The organism is Stenotrophomonas sp. LM091 (assembly GCF_001806305.1).
In the GTDB taxonomy this organism is placed as follows: domain Bacteria; phylum Pseudomonadota; class Gammaproteobacteria; order Xanthomonadales; family Xanthomonadaceae; genus Stenotrophomonas; species Stenotrophomonas bentonitica_A.
In genome coordinates this window covers 623,888-643,622 of sequence record NZ_CP017483.1, presented here as the reverse complement: position 1 = coordinate 643,622, position 19,735 = coordinate 623,888, and the positions used below count along the sequence as shown (strand labels likewise).

15 protein-coding genes are annotated in these 19,735 nt (G+C 68.4%); 10 read left to right on the top strand and 5 right to left on the bottom strand.

Annotated elements, in window-relative coordinates:
- The first annotated feature begins 104 nt into the window (after positions 1-104).
- Positions 105-308 carry a cold-shock protein gene (locus BIZ42_RS02855; RefSeq protein WP_019185917.1) on the top strand — a complete coding sequence of 68 codons (204 nt, stop codon included), beginning with the start codon at positions 105-107 and terminating at the stop codon, positions 306-308.
- 85 nt (positions 309-393) lie between these two features.
- Here the strand turns inward: BIZ42_RS02855 and BIZ42_RS02850 are convergent, their stop codons facing one another.
- Both BIZ42_RS02850 and BIZ42_RS02845 read right to left on the bottom strand, forming a co-directional pair.
- A complete protein-coding gene (locus BIZ42_RS02850) occupies positions 394-879 on the bottom strand; it encodes a glycine zipper 2TM domain-containing protein (protein ID WP_019185918.1) in 486 nt (161 codons plus the stop codon).
- Between the two features lie 118 nt (positions 880-997).
- A complete protein-coding gene (locus tag BIZ42_RS02845) occupies positions 998-1,438 on the bottom strand; it encodes a cytochrome c (RefSeq protein ID WP_019185919.1) in 441 nt (146 codons plus the stop codon).
- Between the two features lie 96 nt (positions 1,439-1,534).
- Between BIZ42_RS02845 and BIZ42_RS02840 the strand changes: the two genes are divergently transcribed.
- Positions 1,535-2,347 (top strand): tRNA threonylcarbamoyladenosine dehydratase, encoded by an 813-nt coding sequence (locus BIZ42_RS02840; RefSeq protein WP_070425492.1) that lies wholly within the window; start codon positions 1,535-1,537, stop codon positions 2,345-2,347.
- Positions 2,348-2,366: 19 nt separating this feature from the next.
- On the opposite strand, the gene BIZ42_RS02835 is transcribed toward BIZ42_RS02840, so the two are convergent.
- Positions 2,367-3,128 carry a TatD family hydrolase gene (locus BIZ42_RS02835; RefSeq protein ID WP_070425491.1) on the bottom strand — a complete coding sequence of 254 codons (762 nt, stop codon included), beginning with the start codon at positions 3,126-3,128 and terminating at the stop codon, positions 2,367-2,369.
- Entirely contained in the window at positions 3,125-3,349 is a 225-nt protein-coding gene (locus BIZ42_RS02830; RefSeq protein ID WP_046274184.1) for a DUF6116 family protein, read from the bottom strand. Before BIZ42_RS02830 ends, BIZ42_RS02835 begins: the two co-directional genes overlap by 4 nt.
- A gap of 159 nt (positions 3,350-3,508) precedes the next feature.
- On the opposite strand from BIZ42_RS02830, the gene BIZ42_RS02825 reads away from it, so the two are divergent.
- From BIZ42_RS02825 to BIZ42_RS02790, 8 genes are all read left to right on the top strand, one after another.
- Entirely contained in the window at positions 3,509-4,339 is an 831-nt protein-coding gene (locus BIZ42_RS02825) for a glycine zipper 2TM domain-containing protein (protein WP_019185923.1), read from the top strand.
- Positions 4,340-4,470: 131 nt separating this feature from the next.
- Positions 4,471-5,022 carry a GNAT family N-acetyltransferase gene (locus BIZ42_RS02820; RefSeq protein WP_046274182.1) on the top strand — a complete coding sequence of 184 codons (552 nt, stop codon included), beginning with the start codon at positions 4,471-4,473 and terminating at the stop codon, positions 5,020-5,022.
- 109 nt (positions 5,023-5,131) lie between these two features.
- Positions 5,132-7,411 (top strand): thiamine pyrophosphate-dependent enzyme, encoded by a 2,280-nt coding sequence (locus tag BIZ42_RS02815; RefSeq protein WP_070425490.1) that lies wholly within the window; start codon positions 5,132-5,134, stop codon positions 7,409-7,411.
- Between the two features lie 3 nt (positions 7,412-7,414).
- On the top strand, positions 7,415-9,358 hold the full coding sequence (gene asnB, locus BIZ42_RS02810) for an asparagine synthase (glutamine-hydrolyzing) (protein WP_070425489.1): 1,944 nt from the start codon (positions 7,415-7,417) through the stop codon (positions 9,356-9,358).
- Positions 9,359-9,523: 165 nt separating this feature from the next.
- Complete coding sequence (locus BIZ42_RS02805) at positions 9,524-10,084, top strand: NADPH-dependent FMN reductase (protein WP_070425488.1); 561 nt, start codon at positions 9,524-9,526, stop codon at positions 10,082-10,084.
- A gap of 214 nt (positions 10,085-10,298) precedes the next feature.
- A complete protein-coding gene (locus BIZ42_RS02800) occupies positions 10,299-11,723 on the top strand; it encodes a replicative DNA helicase (protein ID WP_019185928.1) in 1,425 nt (474 codons plus the stop codon).
- 231 nt (positions 11,724-11,954) lie between these two features.
- Positions 11,955-17,603, top strand: coding sequence for an autotransporter domain-containing protein (locus tag BIZ42_RS02795; RefSeq protein WP_156785675.1), 5,649 nt, complete (start codon positions 11,955-11,957; stop codon positions 17,601-17,603).
- 162 nt (positions 17,604-17,765) lie between these two features.
- Positions 17,766-17,981 carry a hypothetical protein gene (locus BIZ42_RS02790; RefSeq protein WP_019185929.1) on the top strand — a complete coding sequence of 72 codons (216 nt, stop codon included), beginning with the start codon at positions 17,766-17,768 and terminating at the stop codon, positions 17,979-17,981.
- Positions 17,982-18,229: 248 nt separating this feature from the next.
- On the opposite strand, the gene lpdA is transcribed toward BIZ42_RS02790, so the two are convergent.
- A complete protein-coding gene (lpdA, locus tag BIZ42_RS02785; RefSeq protein ID WP_070425486.1) occupies positions 18,230-19,666 on the bottom strand; it encodes a dihydrolipoyl dehydrogenase in 1,437 nt (478 codons plus the stop codon).
- Between the last annotated feature and the right edge of the window lie 69 nt (positions 19,667-19,735).

Sequence of the window (19,735 nt, the reverse complement as noted above, 5' to 3'; positions counted from 1 at the left end):
GGTAGATCTTCCGGATCCGCTGCATCGTTGCACCTCGCTTCCCCCTTGCTGTCAGCCGCCTGTACGGGTGTATCCAACAACAAGACAGTTAGGGAGTAGCTGAGATGGCTGAGAAGGGCACCGTCAAGTGGTTCAACGACGCGAAGGGTTTCGGGTTCATCAGCCGTGAGAGCGGCGAAGATGTATTCGTGCACTTCCGTGCGATCGAATCCCAGGGCTTCAAGAGCCTGAAGGAAGGTCAAGCGGTCGAGTTCGAAGTGGTGACTGGCCAGAAGGGCCTGCAGGCCGACAAGGTCAAGCCGCTCTGAGCGCACGCCGGGTCCTGCCTGGTTGAGACATGAAAAGGGCCCGCGCAAGCGGGCCCTTTTCATTGCACGCCGTGTGCGGGGCAGATCAGCGCAGGATCACCTTGCCGTTGACCACGCGGACATAGGTGTTCTCGCGGATCCCGCCCAGATCGCGCTGGTTGACCACGACCGTGCGACCGTCATCCATGCGTACCGTGATGTCGAAGGTATCGCTGGTCACGTTCTTCTGGATCTGGTTGCCGGCCAGTGCACCACCCACCGCGCCTGCGGCGGCGGCGATGTTCTTGTTGCCACGGCTGCCACCGGTGTGGTCGGAGATTTCATGGCCGGCGACCGCGCCGACGATGCCACCCAGGACCGCGCCGGTCGCGCTCGGCGCGCTGCGGCCCGAAGCGACCTGGTTGATGCGGGTCACGATGCCGCAGTCAGCGCAGCGGTTGGTGTTGTAGTTGCCGCCGGAATTGCCGTAACCGTTGTTGTAGCCACTGCTGCCGTAGCCCGGCGAGGTGGTGGCACAGCCAGCCAGGGCGACGGTGGCAACAGCAGCGGCGGCGATCAGTTGAATCTTCATGGTGTATCTCCTGGCCAGAGGGGTGGTCGAATGCGTCTGGTGCGCATGGGGCAGATCGTGTCCTGTGCTGCGTGAACAGCGTGCCAATCCCGGGCTGCCAGCGTGGCTGGAAGATGAATCAGCGGAAATCCTGGTGGCAGGCCTTGCAATCGGTCTGGATCTTTTCCACCAGCGTGGCCATGCCCGGGCAGTCGGTCGGCGGCGCGGCCAATGCCTCGTTGAGCGTGGCGCGCAGGGCGCTGGCGTGCTGCTGGAAGCCCTGGCTGTCCTTCAGGCCGGGAAAGGCCAGGTCCAGATCATTGGACAGCGAGCGCAGGGTCTGCAGCCGCGGCACGGTATCGGCCAGGCTGCAGCGGTTCTGCGCCTGCGCCGCCTGCAGCAGCTCCACCTGGCGGTTCATCACGTGCATCAGCGCATCCGGGAAGGGGTCCTGGCGGGCCTGGATGGCGCGCGAGACCATCACCGTGGCGATCAGGCCGATCACCAGCCCGAGCAGGCCGACGAACAGGTAGCGATAGGCGGCGGAGGGGCGGCGGGACGGCGTCACGGGATCGTTCATGGTGAAGGCTTCCTTGAGGGGTGGCTGCGGCGATGGTACGACGCGTCCTGTCCACGGCGCGTACCGGCGCTGGCCTGCGCGCATTAAAATGTCCGCATGAACGACGTACTGCGCGAACGATTTGCCGGCATCGACCGGTTGTATGGGGTAGGCACCGTGGATCTGCTCGCCACCCGCCGGGTGGCGGTGGTGGGCATGGGCGGGGTTGGCTCGTGGGTGGTGGAAGCGCTGGCGCGCACGGCGGTCGGGCATCTGACCCTGATCGATGCCGACGACATCTGTGTCTCCAACACCAACCGCCAGCTGCCCGCGCTGGCCGGCCAGTACGGCCGCAACAAGGCCGAGGCGATGGCCGAGCGCTGCCGCGCGATCAACCCGGACATCAGCGTCGATGCGATCGCCTCGTTCCTGACCGTGTCCAACATGGTCGAGCTGCTGGACCGCGATTTCGATCTGGTGATCGATGCGTGCGACAGCTTCCGGGTCAAGGTCGAGACCATTGCCTGGTGCCGCCGCCGCAAGCTGCCGATCCTGACCGTGGGCGCTGCCGGCGGCCGTACCGATCCCACCCTGGTGCGGATCCGGGATGTGTCGCGCACCGAGCACGACGCGATGATGGCGCTGATCCGCAAGAAACTGCGCAGCGACTTCAACTTCCCCAAGAACGCCTCGCGCTACTTCGGCGTGCCGGCGGTGTACTCGCTGGAGAACGTGAAGTACCCGCAGGCTGACGGCAGCGTGTGTGGCATCCGTCCGAACCTTGGCGCGGATGCGGCGCTGAAGCTGGACTGCGGCGCGGGCCTGGGCGCGGCCACCCACATCACCGGTGCGTTCGCGTTTGCGGCGGTGGGCAAGGCGTTGGAGATGTTGATGAAGCCGAAGAAGGGTGCAGCGGCCGCCGAGGCTTGATCCGGGCGGACCGGTCCACTCACAGGCCGAACAATGCCTCGGCATTGGCCGTGGTCTGCGCGGCAATCACCGCCGCCGGCTCCCCGCGCAGCCGCGCCACCGTTTCCAGAATCACCGGCAACCGCGCCGGCTCATTGCGCTCGCCGCGGATGCCTGCATCCGGCTGGTCCGGTGCGTCGGTCTCCAGCAGCAGCTGCTCCAGGGGCATGTTGGCGACTAGACGGTGCAGGCGCTGGGCGCGGTCATAGGTCAACGGGCCGCCCAGCCCGATCAGGAAGCCGAGCTGGTGCAGTTGCCGCGCCTGCTCGGGGCTGCCGGAAAAGCTGTGCACCACGCCGCGCAGGCCCCCGACCTGCTTGATCGCCGCGATCACCGCATCCACCGCGCGGCGCGCATGTACGATCACCGGCAGATCGAATTCGCGCGCGAGCCTCAATTGGCCGAGAAAGCAATGCTGCTGGGTGCCCGGGTCCAGCCCTTCGACGAAGAAATCCAGCCCGCACTCGCCAACCGCGCAGGGGCGCTCGCGCTCCAGCCACGCGCGTAGTTCGTCCAGGTGCTCGGGGCGGTGCTGATCCAGGAACATCGGGTGCAGTCCGTATGCCGGGTGCAATCCGTCGGCCAGCCTGCAGGCCTCCCGCAGCCCGGGCCAGCTGGCGGCGGTGACGGCCGGCACCACCTGCGCGAAAACACCCGCCGTGCGGGCGCGCGCGATCACCCCAGGCCGATCCGCATCGAACTCACCCGCATCCAGGTGGCAATGACTGTCGACCAACCTCACGCGCGGCGCTTGCTCGGCAATGGTGGTGGCGTCGAGTCGCCGCGTCGTTTCCAGTTGGCCAGCAGCAGCGTGCCCAGGCCGAACAGGATTTCATCCACGAACGGCAGCGGGTCGGGGATCACCAGGGTCACCGCGAACAGCGCGGCCGTGATCTTGAACAGGGTGGGGTAGCGCAGCCGACGCGCCCATTCCAGCACCGGCAACAGTATGGGATTGGACATGGGGCACTCCTGGGCAGATGCTGTAAACGCTATCACGAGCCTGGGGCTCACCGAACCTGAATGGGCGGGGGGATGTTCACGATCCGTCGAGATTCCGTTCAGGCTGGCCGTGCTGGAATTCACTCAAGAACGTTGCGGATCGTCCGCAAGGAGCCGGTTATGAAAAGTACAACTACTACTGCTTTGGTCGCTGCAGGTGCGCTGCTGGTCGGCGGGATCGCCACTGCTGCCTTCATGAAGGGCGGCAGTGCCTCGCCCGACGCGGTGACCGCTGCTCAGACCCGGCCCACCCTGGACACCACGCCACTCGCCGACGATGGCGCGCGCACCGACCAGCTGGCCATTGAAGACAAGGCCGGCAAGCTCGAGTACGCCGACATCGTCAAGGTCGATCCGCTGACCAGGAAGGAAAAGGCCTACGCCACCGTGATCGGCACCGAGCCGGTGCGCGAGACGTCCAGCACGCAGACCCCGCATGAAGTCTGCCAGGACGTGGTGGTCCAGGAACGCCTGCCCGAGCGCGATGGCAATGTCGGCGGCACCGTTGCCGGTGCCGTGATCGGCGGCCTGCTGGGCAACCAGGTCGGCGGTGGCAATGGCCGCAAGGCCGCCACGGCCGCCGGTGCCGTTGCCGGCGGCATGATCGGCAACCAGGTGGACAAGCGCCATGTGGGTGGCCGCGTGGTCAACCGCACCGAGCGCCAGTGCCACACCGAGACCGCGACCTCCGAGTCGACCCGGGTGACCGGCTACAACGTCACCTACCGCAATGAGGATGGCACCACCGGCACCATGCGCATGGCCAGCAAGCCGGGCAACCGCATCCCGATGGGCACCACCAATGCGGTCACCGGCTATAACGTGACCTACCGTTACGACGGCGCCGAAAAGACCGTGAAGATGGACAACAAGCCGAGCAGCGATCGCCTGCCGGTGATCGACGGTCAGCTGGTCACCCAGACCGCCGCGCTGGGCGCGAACAACCAGTAAAGCGCAGCCGTTCCAACGCACCACCAACACGCCGGCAACTGCCGGCGTGTTGCGTTGTAGGGAACGGGGCACGGCATGCCGGTGGCTGCGTCTGCGATCATGGCGGTACACACGCAACAGACGAGGACGCCATGAGCATTTTCGACCTCCAGCTGGAGACCGAGCGCCTGATCCTGCGCCCGCCGCGCGCCGAGGATTTCGATGATTTCCTGCGTTTCTGCTCGGACCCTGAGGTGATGCAGCACTTGGGTGGCGTGCAGGCCCCCTCCCAGGCATGGCGCAGTTTCAGCTGCCTGGTGGGCAGCTGGCACCTGTATGGGTTTTCGATGTTCTCGGTGATCGAAAAAAGCAGCGGCGAGTGGGTTGGCCGCATGGGCCCGTGGCAACCGCTGGACTGGCCGGGCACCGAGGTCGGCTGGAGCATCCGCCGCGAGAGCTGGGGCAAGGGCTATGCGCCCGAAGCGGCGGTGGCCAGCATGGACTGGGCGTTCGACACGCTCGGCTGGGAAGAGATCATCCACACCATCGATGCGGCCAACGAAAACTCCAAGGTGGTCGCGCGCAAGCTCGGCAGCTCGCTGCTGCGCATGGGCGAGCTGCCGCCGCCGCACGCCGGCAAGCCGATCGAGATCTGGGGCCAGTCACGGCAGCAGTGGCAGCAGCGTCGCGCCACGCAGCGGTGATGCTGCACCCGCGCTTGGCAAATGCGATGGGGTGAGGCCAGACTCGGCATCGTGGGCAGGCCGCCCCATCCGGTTGTCCGCCTAAGCAGCACGTCACGGAGGGTGATGCATGTTTGCCGTGGTTCCCGAGCCGATTCCCGCGCGCATGAAGGGCCTCAACCGGGCCGAGATCTGCGACGCCAACTTCATTGATTTCGTGCAGCAGTGGCGCGGCGATCCCGCGCCGACGCCGGCACCCGACGCGCCGATCCTGCCCGGCAGCACCCTGGATGCTCAAGGTTTCGCCGAACTGTTCGAATCACAGCTGGTCAGCCGCCATCTGGACCTGATGGCGCGCGTGCTGCGCGTGCAGAACAAGGTCTTCTATACGATCGGCTCGTCCGGCCATGAGGGCAATGCGCTGGTGGCACGGTTGGCGCGGCATACCGATCCGGCGTTCCTGCATTACCGCTCCGGCGGTTTCATGGCCGAGCGCTTCCGCAAGCTGCCGGGCATGGACCCGGTGATGGACGCGGCCCTCTCGTTCGCGGCCAGCCGGGACGACCCGGCCAGCGGTGGGCGCCACAAGGTGTGGGGCAGCAAACCACTGTGGGTGCTGCCGCAGACCTCCACCATCGCCTCGCACCTGCCCAAGGCCCTGGGCACGGCGCTGGCCATCGAAAGTGGGCGACGCATCGGCCACACGCTGCCGATTCCCGGCGACAGCGTGGTGATCTGCTCCTTCGGCGATGCCTCGGCCAACCACGCCACCGCGCAAACTGCGTTCAACACCGCGGCGTGGGCGGCGTACCAGCGGCTGCCGGCACCGATCCTGTTTGTCTGCGAGGACAACGGCATCGGCATCTCGGTGAAGACCCCGGATGGCTGGATCGCGCAGAGTTTCGCGCACCGCCCGGGCCTGGATTATTTCTACGCTGATGGCCTGGATCTGGTGGAGGGGCATGCACAGGTGGAGCGCGCGCTGGCCCATTGCCGGCAGACCCGGCGGCCGACCTTCCTGCACCTGCGCACCACGCGTTTGATGGGCCATGCGGGGACCGATTTCGAAATCGAATGGCGGCCGTTGCCGGAGCTGTGCGCGGCAGAAGCGAGCGATCCACTGCTGCGCTCGGCGGCGATTGCGATGCAGTCCGGCTGGATGACCGCCGCGCAGGTGCTCGATCTCTACGACCGCGTGCGCGCACGCTGTTTCGCCGCGGCCGCCGAAGCGGATCGACGGCCGAAGCTGACCGATCTGGCCGAGGTCGTGGCGCCGCTGGCCCCCTACTCGCCGGCGGCCGTCCAGGCAGAAGCCACGCGCACGGCCGCTGATGAGGCGCGCGTCGCTGCGTTTGGCGGTGCGGCGCAGCTGCCCGAAACACAACCGCCGCGCCACCTGGCGATCCAGATCAACCAGGCCCTGCACGATCTGATGGCCAAGTACCCGGCCACGCTGCTGTTCGGTGAGGACGTCGCGCAGAAGGGCGGGGTGTATACGGTCAGCAAGGGCCTGCTCAAGGCGTTCGGCCCGCGCCGGGTGTTCAACACCCTGCTGGATGAAACCATGATCCTGGGCATGGCGCAGGGCCTGGCCAACCTGGGCATGCTGCCGATTCCCGAGATCCAGTACCTGGCCTATCTCCACAACGCGGCCGACCAGCTGCGGGGCGAGGCGTGCTCGCTGCAGTTCTTCTCCAATGACCAGTACCGCAACCCGATGCTGGTGCGGATCGCGGGGTTGGGCTACCAGAAGGGCTTCGGCGGACATTTCCACAACGACAACTCGATCGCCGCGCTGCGCGACATCCCCGGCCTGGTGGTCGGCTGTCCTTCGCGCGGCGACGATGCGGCGATGATGCTGCGCACCTTGGCGGCGCTGGCGACGGTCGATGGCCGGGTCGCGGTGTTCCTCGAGCCGATCGCGCTGTACATGAGCAAGGACCTGCACGCGCCGGGCGATGGCCAGTGGCTGTTCCCGTATCCGGCACCGGACCAGGCACTGGTGCTCGGCGAGGGCCGGGTCTACGCGCCGGAGGCCAGTGACCTGGTCATCTTCACCTATGGCAACGGCGTGCCGATGAGCCTGCGTGCGGCGCGGGCGATCGAGCAGCAGCTGGGCTGGCAGGTGCGGGTGGTCGACCTGCGCTGGCTGGTGCCGCTCAACGCCGGGTTCATCAGCGGCCAGGCCGCCGATGCCCAGCGCGTGCTGGTGGTCGATGAGGGCCGGCACAGCGCCGGGGTGGGGGAGGGCGTGATCACCGCGCTGGTCGAGGCCGGGCTGGGGCACCTGCCGATCCAGCGGGTGTGCGGGGCCGATACCTACACGCCACTGGCGGGGGCAGCATTGTGCGTGCTTCCAAGCGACAATGCGGTATTGAACGCCGCCCTCGCGCTGGCGCAGGACCATTGATACATGTGTGGATTGGCAGGCATGCTGCTGCCCGCTCCGGCAAGGGAGCAGGCAGCACTGGAAGAACAGGCGCGGCGCATGGGCGACGCATTGGTGCACCGTGGCCCGGATGACAGCGGGGTATGGGCCGATGCCTCGGCCGGCATCGCGCTGGCGCATCGCCGGCTGAGCATCCTGGACCTGTCGCCGCTGGGCCATCAGCCGATGACCTCGGTGGATGGGCGTTACGTGCTGGCCTACAACGGCGAGGTCTACAACTTCGCCGAGCTGCGCGCCGAGCTGGAAGCGCTGGGGCATGGCTTCCGCGGCCATTCGGATACCGAAGTGCTGCTCGCCGCGATCACCCAGTGGGGCTTCGAGGAAACCCTGCAGCGCAGCAACGGCATGTTCGCCATCGCGCTGTGGGATCGCGCCGAGCGCTGTCTGTGGCTGGCCCGCGACCGGGTCGGCAAGAAGCCGCTGTACTACGGCTGGGCCGGTGAGACGCTGGTGTTCGGCTCCGAGCTCAAGGCTCTGTGGCAGCACCCGGCCTTCGACAACGAGGTCGACCGCGATGCGCTGACGCTGCTGCTGCGGTTGGATTACATTCCCGCGCCGCACTGCATCCACGAGCGCTGCTTCAAGCTGATGCCCGGCCGCGTGCTGCGGCTGGATGCCGAGGCGGTGGCCGCCGGTGCTGCCGCGCATCGCCCGGATCAGCTGCAGCAGCCATTCTGGAATGCGCGCGAGCGCATGCAGCAGGCGCTGGCCGCGCCGTTCACGGGCAACGATGCCGAGGCCGAAGAACGCCTGGATGCGGTGCTGCGCGACGCCGTGGCGCTGCGCATGGTGGCCGATGTGCCGGTCGGCGTGTTCCTCTCCGGCGGTACCGATTCGTCGGTGGTGGCCGCCTTGATGCAGGCGCAATCGAGCCAGCCGGTCCACAGTTTCAGCATCGGCTTTACCGGTTCGGACCATGACGAGGCGCCGCTGGCCAAGGCGCTGGCCCAGCACCTGGGCTGTGATCACACCGAGCTGTATGTCAGCGGCGCCGATGCGCTGGCGGTGGTGCCCAGCCTGCCGGCGATGTTCGATGAACCCTTCGCCGATGCCTCGCAGGTGCCCACGGCGCTGGTCGCCAGGCTGGCGCGGCAGGGCGTGACGGTGGCGCTGTCCGGTGACGGCGGCGATGAACTGTTCTTCGGTTACACCCGCTACCAGCGGGCGATGCGCAACTGGCGGCTGCTGGGCAAGGTGCCGGCGCCGCTGCGGCGCTGGATGGCCAGCCATTCACACACGCAGGGCGAGGCCTCGCGCACCGGTGGGCTGGCCGCGCTGCTGGCCGAGTCGGGCGCGCGCGGCATCGGCGATGTCTACCGCAACCGGATTTCCCGCTGGCGCGACCCGGTCGCTGCGGTACGTGGCGCGCAGGCGGCCGGCAGTTTCTACGACCTGGCCGATCCGCTGCACGGGGCAGGTTCGCCGGCCGACGCGATGATGCTGGCTGATTTCAGCACCTACCTGCCCGATGACCTGCTGTGCAAAGTGGACCGCACCAGCATGGCGGTCAGCCTGGAAGCCCGTGCACCGCTGCTGGACTGGCGCGTGGCCGAGTTTGCCTGGTCGCTGCCGATGGCGATGAAGGAGCGCGATGGCGTGAGCAAGTACCTGCTCAAGCGCGTGCTGGGCCGCTACGTGCCGCAGGACATGGTGCACCGCCCCAAACGTGGCTTTGGTGCCCCGGTCAGCGCGTGGCTCAAGGGTGACCTGCGCGGCTGGGCCGATGATCTGCTGGATCCGGCGCGGCTGGCCGAGGAGGGCGTGTTCAATGTCGAGGCGGTCGCCCCGCTGTGGCAGCAGTTCAAGCAGGGCGAGCGCAAATGGCACACGCACCTGTGGAACGTGCTGATGTTCCAGGCCTGGCAGGCACATTGGCGCAACGCACGCGCCGACGTGACGCGCGCATAGCGCCACGCGTGCGGGTCCGGTCACGGAAGGCAGCCACCCATGGGGTGGCTCTAGCGTATGTGGTGCCGGCCGTAGCGCCGCGCCATGCGTGGCTGACGTCGCCTTCACCGTTGCCGAAGGTAGGTCCGCCTAGGCTGGGCCTTTCCCCCCAACGGAGCAAACGTGATGGCCGAATACAAGATCGCCGTACTCGTCGGTAGTCTGCGCAAGGGCTCGCACAATCAGGCGCTGGCGCGCGCGCTGGAGAAGCTGGCCGCCGGCAAGGCGGCGTTCTCCTACGTGGAGATCGGCGACCTGCCGCTGTACAACCAGGATTTCGACAAGGACTACCCCAGCCAGGGCGTCCGCCTCAAACAGCAGATCCGTGACGCCGATGCGGTGCTGTTCGTCACCCCCGAATACAACCGCTCGGTGCCGGGCGTGCTCAAGAACGCCATCGACCTCGGCTCGCGCCCGTATGGCGACAGTGCCTTCGCCGGCAAGCCGGCGGCGGTGATCGGTGCCTCGATCGGCGTGATCGGCACCGCCCTGGCCCAGCAGCACCTGCGCAACATCCTGGCCTACCTGGACATGCCGGTGCTGGGCCAGCCCGAGGCCTTCCTGCACTTCAAGGAAGGGCTGATCGACGAGCAGGGCACGATCAGCAACGAGGGCACCAAGGACTTCCTGCAGGGCTTCGTGGACAGGTTCATCGCCTGGGTCGGCACCCACGGCGGCACGCACTGATCCACCGCGGGCGGGTGGCGCTTCTGCGATAATGGCGTGGACGGGCGTCGCAAGGGCGTCCGTCGCACGCACTGCGACGGCCCCGGCCGATCGTTCCGGCAGGCGCCGGTATCCCCAGCCCATCCACTGCTTATCCACAGGTTTGTGCATGGCTGCGGGGCTCCCCGCGTGCCTACCATGTCCCACGCCTCACACTGCAGGAAGTACGCCCCCCATGTCCGCCCGTTCTGGTTTCCGTTCCGACCGCAAAGACCGCGGTGACCGCTTTGATCGCGATGAGATGCGCATCGACGCCCTGCGCGTGCCGCCGCATTCGATCGAGGCCGAGCAGGCGGTGCTGGGCGGGCTGATGCTGGCCCCGGAAAGCTATGACCGGGTCAACGACCAGCTGACCGAAACCGACTTCTACCGCCGCGATCACCAGATGATCTACCGCGCGATCCGCGAGCTGTCCGAGCGCGACCGCCCGTTCGATGCGGTGACCCTGGGCGAGTGGTTCGAATCGCAGGGCAAGATGGAGCTGGTCGGCGATGGCGCCTACTTGATCGAACTGGCCAGCACCACGCCGTCGGCCGCCAACATCGCCGCCTATGCGGAGATCGTGCGCGACAAGGCGGTGCTGCGCCAGCTGATCCAGGTCGGCACCGACATCGTCAACGATGGCTTCCAGCCTGAAGGGCGCGAGAGCAGCGAGCTGCTCTCGGCCGCGGAAAAATCCGTGTTCGCGATCGCCGAGCAGGGCGCGCGCGGCCGCACCGATTTCGTGGCGATGCCCGGCGCGCTGAAGGATGCCTTCGAAGAGCTGCGCATCCGCTTCGAAAACGGCGGCAACATCACCGGCCTGCCGACCGGCTATGCCGACTTCGATGCGATGACCGCCGGCCTGCAGCCGACCGACCTGATCATCCTGGCCGCGCGTCCGGCCATGGGCAAGACCACCTTCGCGCTGAACATCGCCGAGTACGCCGCGATCAAATCCAAGAAGGGCGTGGCGGTGTTCTCGATGGAAATGTCGGCCTCGCAGCTGGCGATGCGCCTGATTTCCTCCAATGGCCGCATCAACGCCCAGCGCCTGCGTACCGGCCAGCTGGAAGACGAGGACTGGAGCCGCGTCACCGGCGCGATCCGGATGCTGAAGGAAACCAAGATCTTCATCGACGATACGCCAGGCGTGTCGCCGGAAATCCTGCGCTCCAAGTGCCGCCGCCTCAAGCGCGAGCACGACCTGGGCCTGATCGTGATCGACTACCTGCAGCTGATGAGCGTGCCGGGCAACAGCGAAAACCGCGCGACCGAAATCTCGGAAATCTCGCGTTCGTTGAAGGGCCTGGCCAAGGAGCTCAACGTGCCGGTGATCGCCCTGTCCCAGCTCAACCGCTCGCTGGAAACGCGTACCGACAAGCGCCCGGTGATGGCCGATCTTCGCGAATCCGGCGCTATCGAGCAGGATGCGGACATGATCGTCTTCATCTACCGCGACGATTACTACAACAAGGAAAACTCCCCGGACAAGGGCCTGGCCGAGATCATCATCGGCAAGCACCGAGGCGGCCCGACCGGCTCGTGCAAGCTCAAGTTCTTCGGTGAATACACCCGCTTCGACAATCTGTCGCACGATTCGGTGGGTTCGTTCGAGTAAGCGGCCGGGGCATCGCGCATTGGCCTGCACCGTGATGGCGCCCACAAACCGCTAAAGATCCCCTGCGCCGGGCCGTTACCGCACCCGGTACCAGGGGAATCCAGCCATGTCGCCACCGCCACGCGGTGTGCGGCCGTGTGCGTTTCCCCATCTCGACGATCACCACAGCGACGGCGTTGCCGACCGGACCACGGCGGCGCGCGCTGAACGGACGGGCAAGGGGAAGTGCGGATGCTGTCAGGGGCAGGGAAGGGCAGGCTGGCGCGGGCCGCCATCTGGATGGGCGCCGGTGTGCTGCAGCTGGTGCTGGGCAGCGGCATGGCCATGGCCGAATCACCGGGGTGTGCGGCGGTCAACGCGTTGAGCGGTGGCGTCACGATGACGACCAGTCAGCAGCCCACGAAATTCCTCCCGGGTGACATCGTCTCCGTCACCTTCCTCGACAGCGGGCTGGACCCCCGTATCAACCTGGCCCAGTCGGACAGCGTCATCCTGCGTGCGGCGAACTTTTCCTCGGTGGCATACGACTACCGCAGTTTCACCGGGACGCCAGGCCCTCATACGGGCAGTACGCCGGCCGGATACCTGGTGGCCAACGGCCTGTACCTTTCCGTGAGTACCCGCGGCGGCTACCTCATGAACGCGGTCGTACACTGTGAGAACGCCTCGGCCGCGCCGCTCACGCTGGACGCCACCACGCCGCCAGTGATGACCGTGGGCCGCAACGTCGACCAGACCCTGGGGGTTCGCGGCGGCACCGCGCCCTACGCCTTCACCATCACGGCAGGGCAACTGCCTGCCGGCCTGGTGCTGGAGCCCGATGGCCGCGTGCATGGCGTGCCCGAACAGGCCGGTGGCTTCAGTGCCACCATCACCGTGGCCGATGCGACCAGGGCCAGCGCCAGTTCGGGCTACGCGGGCAGCGTCGCGGCGGGTGTACCGGACGCGCCGACCCGGGTGGTCGCCTCCGCCGCAGACGGCGAAGCCAGCATCAGCTTCCAGGCGCCGGCCCGCAACGGCGGGGCGCCGATCGCGCACTACGTCGTGATCTCCAGCGGCGGCGCGCAGGCCACAGGCAGCGCCTCGCCGATCCCCGTCACCGGGCTGGCCAATGGCGTGCCGGTACAGTTCCGCGTGCGTGCCGACAACGGCACCGAGGTGAGTGTCGACTCGGACCCGAGCAACACGGTCACCCCGCAGGCCAGCCAGGCCATCACCTTCCCGTTGCCGGCCCCACAGCCGGTCGGCACCCTGTTGTCGCTCACCGCCACGGCCAGCAGCGGGCTGCCGGTGCAGTACAGCAGCCAGACGCCGTTGGTGTGCCAGGCCGAAGCGCCTGCCAGCGTGCGCCTGCTCAGCACCGGCACCTGTACCGTGCTCGCCGAGCAGCCCGGCACGGCCGGCATCACCGCAGCCACGCCGGTGGCGCGCAGTTTCATGGTGGTGCCCGGCACCGCGTCGGCCCCCACCCTGTTGCGCGCCGAACGCGCGGGCGCCACCAGCGTGGACGTATTCTTCGACCCGCCTGGCAGTGATGGCGGCAGCGCGATCACGGCCTACGAGGTGATCACCCTGCCAGGTGCATCGGTGGTTTCCGGTGCCGCCAGCCCGGTACGGGTGGAGCGCCTGCAGGCAGGGGGACGTTACACGTTCCATGTGCGCGCACGCACGGCCAGCGGTCCCGGGACGATGTCGGTGGCCTCCAACCCGGTCACCCTGCCGACCGTGCCGCGGATCAGCGCGGTGCAGGTACCGGCCGCGGGTCGCTATGTTGCCGGCCAGTCGCTCGACTTCCAGCTTGTCTTCGACCAGCCGGTGCAGGTGACGGGTACGCCGCAGCTGATGCTGGTGATCGGCAGCGAGCGCGTGGCGGCGCAGTACGACGCCGGCTCGGGCGGCACCACGCTTGATTTCCGTTACACCGTACTGCCCGGCCAGCGGGATCTGGAGGGGATCGCGATCGAATCGCTCGGATTGAACGGGGGCACCCTGCGCAACGCCGACGGCGTCGATGCGGTGCTGGTCCTGGCCGGTGTCGGTTCCACTGCTGGCATCACCGTGGGCGCCGTGGCGCCTGATGCGCCGACCATCACCGCCGTCCGTGCGGACGACGGTACGGCGACGGTGACCTTCGATCCGCCGCTGCAGAACGGCGGCGGCACGGTGTTGGATTACATCGTCACCGTGCAGCCCGGTGGCCTGCAGGTACCGATGGCACAATCGCCGGCGGTGCTGACCAACCTGCGCAACGGTACGGCGTACCGCTTCACCGTCGCCGCGCGCAACGCGGCCGGCACGGGCGCGGCCTCGGCGCCATCGGCACCGGTGGTACCGATGGCCGACCAGCAGATCCAGTTCGCCGATCCGGGCCCGCAGGATCTCGGCACGTCACCGCGGCTGACCGCCACCGCCAGCAGCCAGTTGCCGGTGCAGTGGACGGCCGCCACACCGGCGGTGTGCAGCGTGGGCCCCGACGGCACGCTGACCCTGCTGGCGGCCGGCACCTGCGGCATCGATGCCGACCAGCCCGGCGATGCCGCCACCCGCGCCGCCGTACGCGTCTCGCATCGCTTCGACGTGCGGGCGGTTGCACCGGGTGCGCCCGCGATCGTGCAGGTCGTGCTGGCGTCCAGCCAGACTGCCGAGATCCGTTTCGTGGCCCCCGCGTTCGACGGTGGCAGCCCGATCACCGGCTACCTCGTGCAGGCGCTGCCAGGCGGGCAGAGCGTGCGCGGCGCGGGCAGCCCGCTGCGCATCGGTGGCCTGCCTGCCGGCGTCGCGCAGCGCTTTACCGTTACCGCCATCAACCGCGTGGGCAGCGGCGCGGCCTCGGCGCCATCGGACGCGCTCACCGTGCTCGATGCGCCGCGCGTGCTGCGGGTGACTCCGCCTGCAGCGGGCCGCTATCTGGCGGGGCAGACGCTGGCGTTCCAGGTCGGCTTCGACCAGCCGCTGCAGGTCGGCGTGCCACCGGTACTGCAGTTGCGTATCGGCGCACAGCAGCGCGAGGCCGTGCTGCTCGCGCAGGCGGCCGATGCGCAGGGCACCGTGCTGCGCTTTGGCTACACCGTGCAGGCCGATGACCTCGATGAGGATGGGATCGCCGTGGAGGCGCTGCAGGCCGCTGCAGGCAGCCTGCGCAATGCGCAAGGCACCGACGCGGCGACGGCATTGCACGGTGTCGGCAGCACGGTGGCGGTGCTGGTCGGCGTCGAGCTGCCGGGCGCGCCGGCCGATGTGCGTGGCGTGGCCGCCGATGGCCAGGTGCTGGTGCATTTCGTTGCGCCGGCCCGCGCCGGCAGCGGCGCGATCCTCGACTACACCGTGAGCGCGCAACCGGGCGGCATCAGCGCCACCGGCAGCGGCTCGCCGATTGCCGTGACCGGGCTGGCCAACGGCACCGCGTATCGTTTCATCGTGGTCGCACGCAGCGAACACGGCCAAGGCGCGGCCTCGGCGCCTTCGGCGGCGGTCACTCCGTTGCCGGTCCTGGGCGCGGCGGACAGCCGCATCGGCATCGCTTACGGCGCAGCGGGCATCGTGCTGCCGTTGACGCTGCAGGGTGCCGCCACCCGCCTCGATGTTGTCCGCGCGCCGCAGCATGGCACGCTGGAGGTGCAGGGCACCACGCTGCGCTACACGCCGCACGCCGGTTACGCCGGCGCCGACAGCGTGGACTACACCGCCAGCGATGCCTTCAGCACCTCCGCACCGGCGACCGTGACGATCACCGTGGCCGCGCCGAGTGTAGCGATCGATGACATCGTGCCCGACGCGGCCACCGCCGGCAGCCCCTACACGCTGCAGCTGCTCAGCCGCGGCGGCAGCGCACCCTACCGCTATGCGCTGGTGGGGGGCGCAGTGCCGGCCGGGATGGCGCTGACGCCGGGCGGGCAGCTGATCGGCACGCCGGTGGTTGCCGGCCGTTTTGCGGTCGATGTCGAGGTTACCGACAGCAGCACCGGCGACGGCCCGTTCCAGGCCCGCCGCAGCATGGTGCTGCTGGTGGACGCGCCGCAGATCATCCCCGGCGACACTGCACCGCCGGAGGTCGCCCTGGGGCAGGCAGTGAGCACGCGCCTGCCAGTGCGTGGCGGCGTCGCCCCGTATGCGTTCCGGCTGCTGTCCGGCGAGCTGCCGCCGGGCGTGCGGTTGACTGCGGATGGGCTGCTTGAGGGCACCGCCATCCAGGCCGGCACGTTCGAGGTGCAGGTCGAGGTCCGCGATGCGCATGGCTTCACCGCCGCGCTCGGCTACCGCTTCGTGGTCGCGCAGGCCGCGCAGGCCATCAGCGCCTTCGTCGCCGATCCCGGCGCCCCGGTGTTCAGCGCGGGAGGCAGCTTCCTGTTGAGCGCCCAGGGCGGCGCCTCGGGGCAGCCGATCATCTTCGCCAGCACCACCCCGGCGGTGTGCAGCGTGGACGGCCCGCGCGTGGTCATGCTGGCGTCCGGGCGGTGCAGCCTGACCGCCGACCAGGCCGGCGACGCCAATCACCAGGCCGCCGCACAGCAGCGCCTGGACGTGGACATCGCCGCCGCGGTGCCGGTGCTGGCCTGGGCGGCAGACATGTCGCGTCTGCTGGAGCAGGGTAGCTTCGAGCTGCCGCTGCCGACCAGTGTCAGCCCCGGTGCGTTCACCTTCCACAGCAGCGCGCCGGCGGTGGCCAGCATTGAGGGCCGCACAGTCCAGGTACACGCTGAAGGCAGCGCCGTGATCACCGCACAGCAGGCCGCCAGTGGTGGTTACGCCGCCGCCCGCGTGGAACTGCGGTTGATGGTCAATGTGCGCCCTGACCCGACCCGTGACCCGGGCGTCACCGGACTGCTGCAGGCGCAGGTGGAAGCGAGCGTCCGTTTCGCCGCCGCGCAACAGGGCAACATCCGCGATCGCCTGCGCCAGGTACGCGACGGCGGCAACCCCGCCAGCAACACGCTGTCGGTGTCCAGTGGCGGTGGCGGCCCCAACGCCGCATCGCTGCCGCTGGGCAGCGCGCTCGGTACCGGCGCGGCGTGGTTGCCGGCCGGCTGGGGAACCTGGGCCGCGGGTAGCGCGAGCTACGGCCGCGGCGGGGCCACCGCAGGCGGCCGCTATGACCTGCGCAGCGACGGGCTGAGCGTCGGTGTGGACCGCCGTTTCGGCGAACGCACGCTGCTCGGCGTGGCGGGCAGCGTGGGCCGCAGCGACAGCGACCAGGACGACGATCGCACCCGCCTGCGCGCCGACCAGCGCTCGCTGGCGCTGTACGGCCTGTGGCGTGGCAACGCGCACCTGTACGTGGACGCGATGATCGCCACCGGCAACCTGCAGTTCGATCTGCAGCGCTGGAGCACCGATGCCGATGCGCAGGCGCAGGCGCGGCGCGATGGCACGCAGTGGTTCGGTTCGCTCGGCCTGGGCTACGAGCAGATGCTGGCGGCAACCCGGCTGACCGGGTACGCCCGCTGGGATGCCAGCCGTACCACCCTGGATGCCTACCGCGAGCACGGCCTGGGCGTGCTGGATCTCGCCTATGGCCGCCAGACCGTGGAAAACCGCGCGCTGGCCATCGGGATGGAAGGCAGTGCGCAGGTATCGGCCGAGAGCCGGTTGCGTCCGTTCTGGAGCATCGAGTACCGGCGGGCGCTGCAGGACCGCGGGATGGCTTCGCTGAACTACGCGACGTGGTCACGGCCGCAGGACTACCAGGTAGCACTCCGCAGCTACAACGATGATGTGTTGTCGTTGCAGGCCGGCGTGGATCTGGCGATCCAGCGTGGCTGGAGCCTGTCGTTGCTGCTGGGGCATGAACAGGCGCGCGGCGCGGATCGTGCCAGCAGCATCGGCCTGCGCCTGACCTCGGGCGGGCAGGGCGGCGCGGTGGAGTCACCGCCGGTACCGTGAGTGGGCGGCGCGCCGGCCACGGTCGGCACGCCGGTTTCATCGCCGCAGCGGCAGCTTCATCCGCGCTGGGGCGTGCTTCGTCGCAGCGCGCTTGTCGCGTTCCCCGGCGCGGGGCAACGTGGCCCGGTGGGCGACGTTGCCCCGAGTCGAAGGAGACCGACGATGAAGACCCTGTTCGTGCTGGGCGTGTGGTGCCTGCTGTTCGTGCTGTGCTGGCCGCTGGCGCTGCTGGCCCTGGTGGCGTGGCCGTTGGTGTGGCTGGTCAGCCTGCCGTTCCGCCTGGTCGGCATCACGTTCTCGGCGCTGTTTGCCTTCCTGCGTGCGCTGTTGATGCTTCCGGCGCGGCTGCTGGGTGGCGGGCGCGTCGCAACGGCCTGAACAGGAATGGGATCGGGTAGTGCCGGCCGCTGGCCGGCGGCTCTTGCTGTCGGGATGGCGAGGAGCCGCCCAGCGGCCGGCACTACCAATGGCGGGGAGCCGGCCAGCGGCCGGCACTACCAATGGCGAGGAGCCGGCCAGCGGCCGGCACTACCAATTGCGAAGGGGCCCGTGCAGCGGCCGGCGCTGCCTGTCGCCCACAAAAAACCCCGCCGAAGCGGGGTTTTTCGTTACGCCATCAACAAGGCTCAGTTGGCCTTGTGGATCGCGCGCTTGCTCACGGCCATCGCGGCGTCATGCACCACTTCCGACAGCGACGGGTGGGCGTGGCAGATGCGCGCCAGGTCGTCGGCCGAACCGCTGAACTCCATGGTCAGCACGCCTTCGTGCACCAGCTCGGAGACGTTCGCACCGACCAGGTGCATGCCCAGGATGCGGTCGGTCTCGGCGTGTGCCAGGACCTTCACGAAGCCCGACGGCTCGATCATCGCCACGGCACGGCCGTTGGCGGCGAACGGGAAGCTGCCGGCCTTGTACGGAATGCCCTCGGCCTTCAGCTGCTGCTCGGTCTTGCCGACCCAGGCCAGCTCCGGCTCGGTGTAGATCACCCACGGGATCGTGTCGAAGTTGACGTGGCCCGGCAGGCCCGCGATCAGCTCGGCCACGGCAATGCCTTCCTCGAAGCCCTTGTGCGCCAGCATCGGGCCGCGCACGCAGTCACCGACCGCCCAGACGCCATCGACGCCGGTGTGGCAGTGTGCGTCCACTTCGATCTGGCCACGCTCGTTGATCTTGACGCCGGTGCCTTCGGCCAGCAGGCCCTTGGTGGCGGCGCGACGGCCGACGGCCACCAGCAGCTTGTCCACGACCAGGCTCTTTTCGCCTTCAGCATCGGCGTAGGTCAGGGCGACTTCCTTCTTCTTGCCCTTGCCGGTCACCTCGGCCTTGGAGACCTTGGCGCCCAGGCGGATGTCCAGGCCCTGCTTCTTGAATTCCTTCAGGGCGGTCTTGGCCACTTCGGCATCAGCCGCGGCCAGGAAGTCCGGCAGCGCTTCCAGGATGGTCACTTCCGAACCCAGGCGCTTCCAGACGCTGCCCAGTTCCAGGCCGATCACGCCGGCACCGATCACGGCCAGGCGAGCCGGCACTTCGGTGAAATCCAGGCCGCCGACGTTGTCGACGATGGTTTCGCCATCGAACTTGGCGAACGGCAGTTCGATCGAATCCGAACCGGCGGCGATGATGACGTTGGTGCCCTTCAGCTCGACTTCCGAACCGTCGTGCTGCTTGACCTTGACGATGTTGCCCGGCTGCAGCTCACCGAAACCGTAGTACGCGGTGACCTTGTTCGCCTTGAACAGCATGGCGATGCCGCCGGTGAACTGCTTGACGATCTTGTCCTTGCGGCCAACCATCGCCTCGACGTCCATCTTGGCATCCTTGAAGCTGATGCCGTGGTCGCCAAAGATGTGGCCCATGTTCCAGAACTGGCGCGAGGAATCGAGCAGCGCCTTGGACGGGATGCAGCCCACGCGCAGGCAGGTGCCACCCAGGGCCGGCTTGCCGTCCTTGCCCAGCGCAGCGTCGATGCAGGCGGTCTTCAGACCCAGCTGCGCGGCGCGGATGGCGGCATGGTAGCCGGCCGGACCGGCACCGATGACGACGACGTCGAATTGTTCAGCCATTGATAGTTCCTTGTTGCATTCCCGAGCTTCGCTTGAAGCCGGTGGCGCGCAGGCGCCGGGGGAGAGAGC

Bases quoted from the DNA above. Each gene is read 5' to 3' on its own strand.
- BIZ42_RS02855 (WP_019185917.1), top strand. From the start codon at position 105: ATGGCTGAGAAGGGCACCGTCAAGTGGTTCAACGACGCGAAGGGTTTC.
- BIZ42_RS02850 (WP_019185918.1), bottom strand. From the start codon at position 879: ATGAAGATTCAACTGATCGCCGCCGCTGCTGTTGCCACCGTCGCCCTG.
- BIZ42_RS02845 (WP_019185919.1), bottom strand. From the start codon at position 1,438: ATGAACGATCCCGTGACGCCGTCCCGCCGCCCCTCCGCCGCCTATCGC.
- BIZ42_RS02840 (WP_070425492.1), top strand. From the start codon at position 1,535: ATGAACGACGTACTGCGCGAACGATTTGCCGGCATCGACCGGTTGTAT.
- BIZ42_RS02830 (WP_046274184.1), bottom strand. From the start codon at position 3,349: ATGTCCAATCCCATACTGTTGCCGGTGCTGGAATGGGCGCGTCGGCTG.
- BIZ42_RS02825 (WP_019185923.1), top strand. From the start codon at position 3,509: ATGAAAAGTACAACTACTACTGCTTTGGTCGCTGCAGGTGCGCTGCTG.
- BIZ42_RS02820 (WP_046274182.1), top strand. From the start codon at position 4,471: ATGAGCATTTTCGACCTCCAGCTGGAGACCGAGCGCCTGATCCTGCGC.
- BIZ42_RS02815 (WP_070425490.1), top strand. From the start codon at position 5,132: ATGTTTGCCGTGGTTCCCGAGCCGATTCCCGCGCGCATGAAGGGCCTC.
- asnB (WP_070425489.1), top strand. From the start codon at position 7,415: ATGTGTGGATTGGCAGGCATGCTGCTGCCCGCTCCGGCAAGGGAGCAG.
- BIZ42_RS02805 (WP_070425488.1), top strand. From the start codon at position 9,524: ATGGCCGAATACAAGATCGCCGTACTCGTCGGTAGTCTGCGCAAGGGC.
- BIZ42_RS02800 (WP_019185928.1), top strand. From the start codon at position 10,299: ATGTCCGCCCGTTCTGGTTTCCGTTCCGACCGCAAAGACCGCGGTGAC.
- BIZ42_RS02795 (WP_156785675.1), top strand. From the start codon at position 11,955: ATGCTGTCAGGGGCAGGGAAGGGCAGGCTGGCGCGGGCCGCCATCTGG.
- BIZ42_RS02790 (WP_019185929.1), top strand. From the start codon at position 17,766: ATGAAGACCCTGTTCGTGCTGGGCGTGTGGTGCCTGCTGTTCGTGCTG.
- lpdA (WP_070425486.1), bottom strand. From the start codon at position 19,666: ATGGCTGAACAATTCGACGTCGTCGTCATCGGTGCCGGTCCGGCCGGC.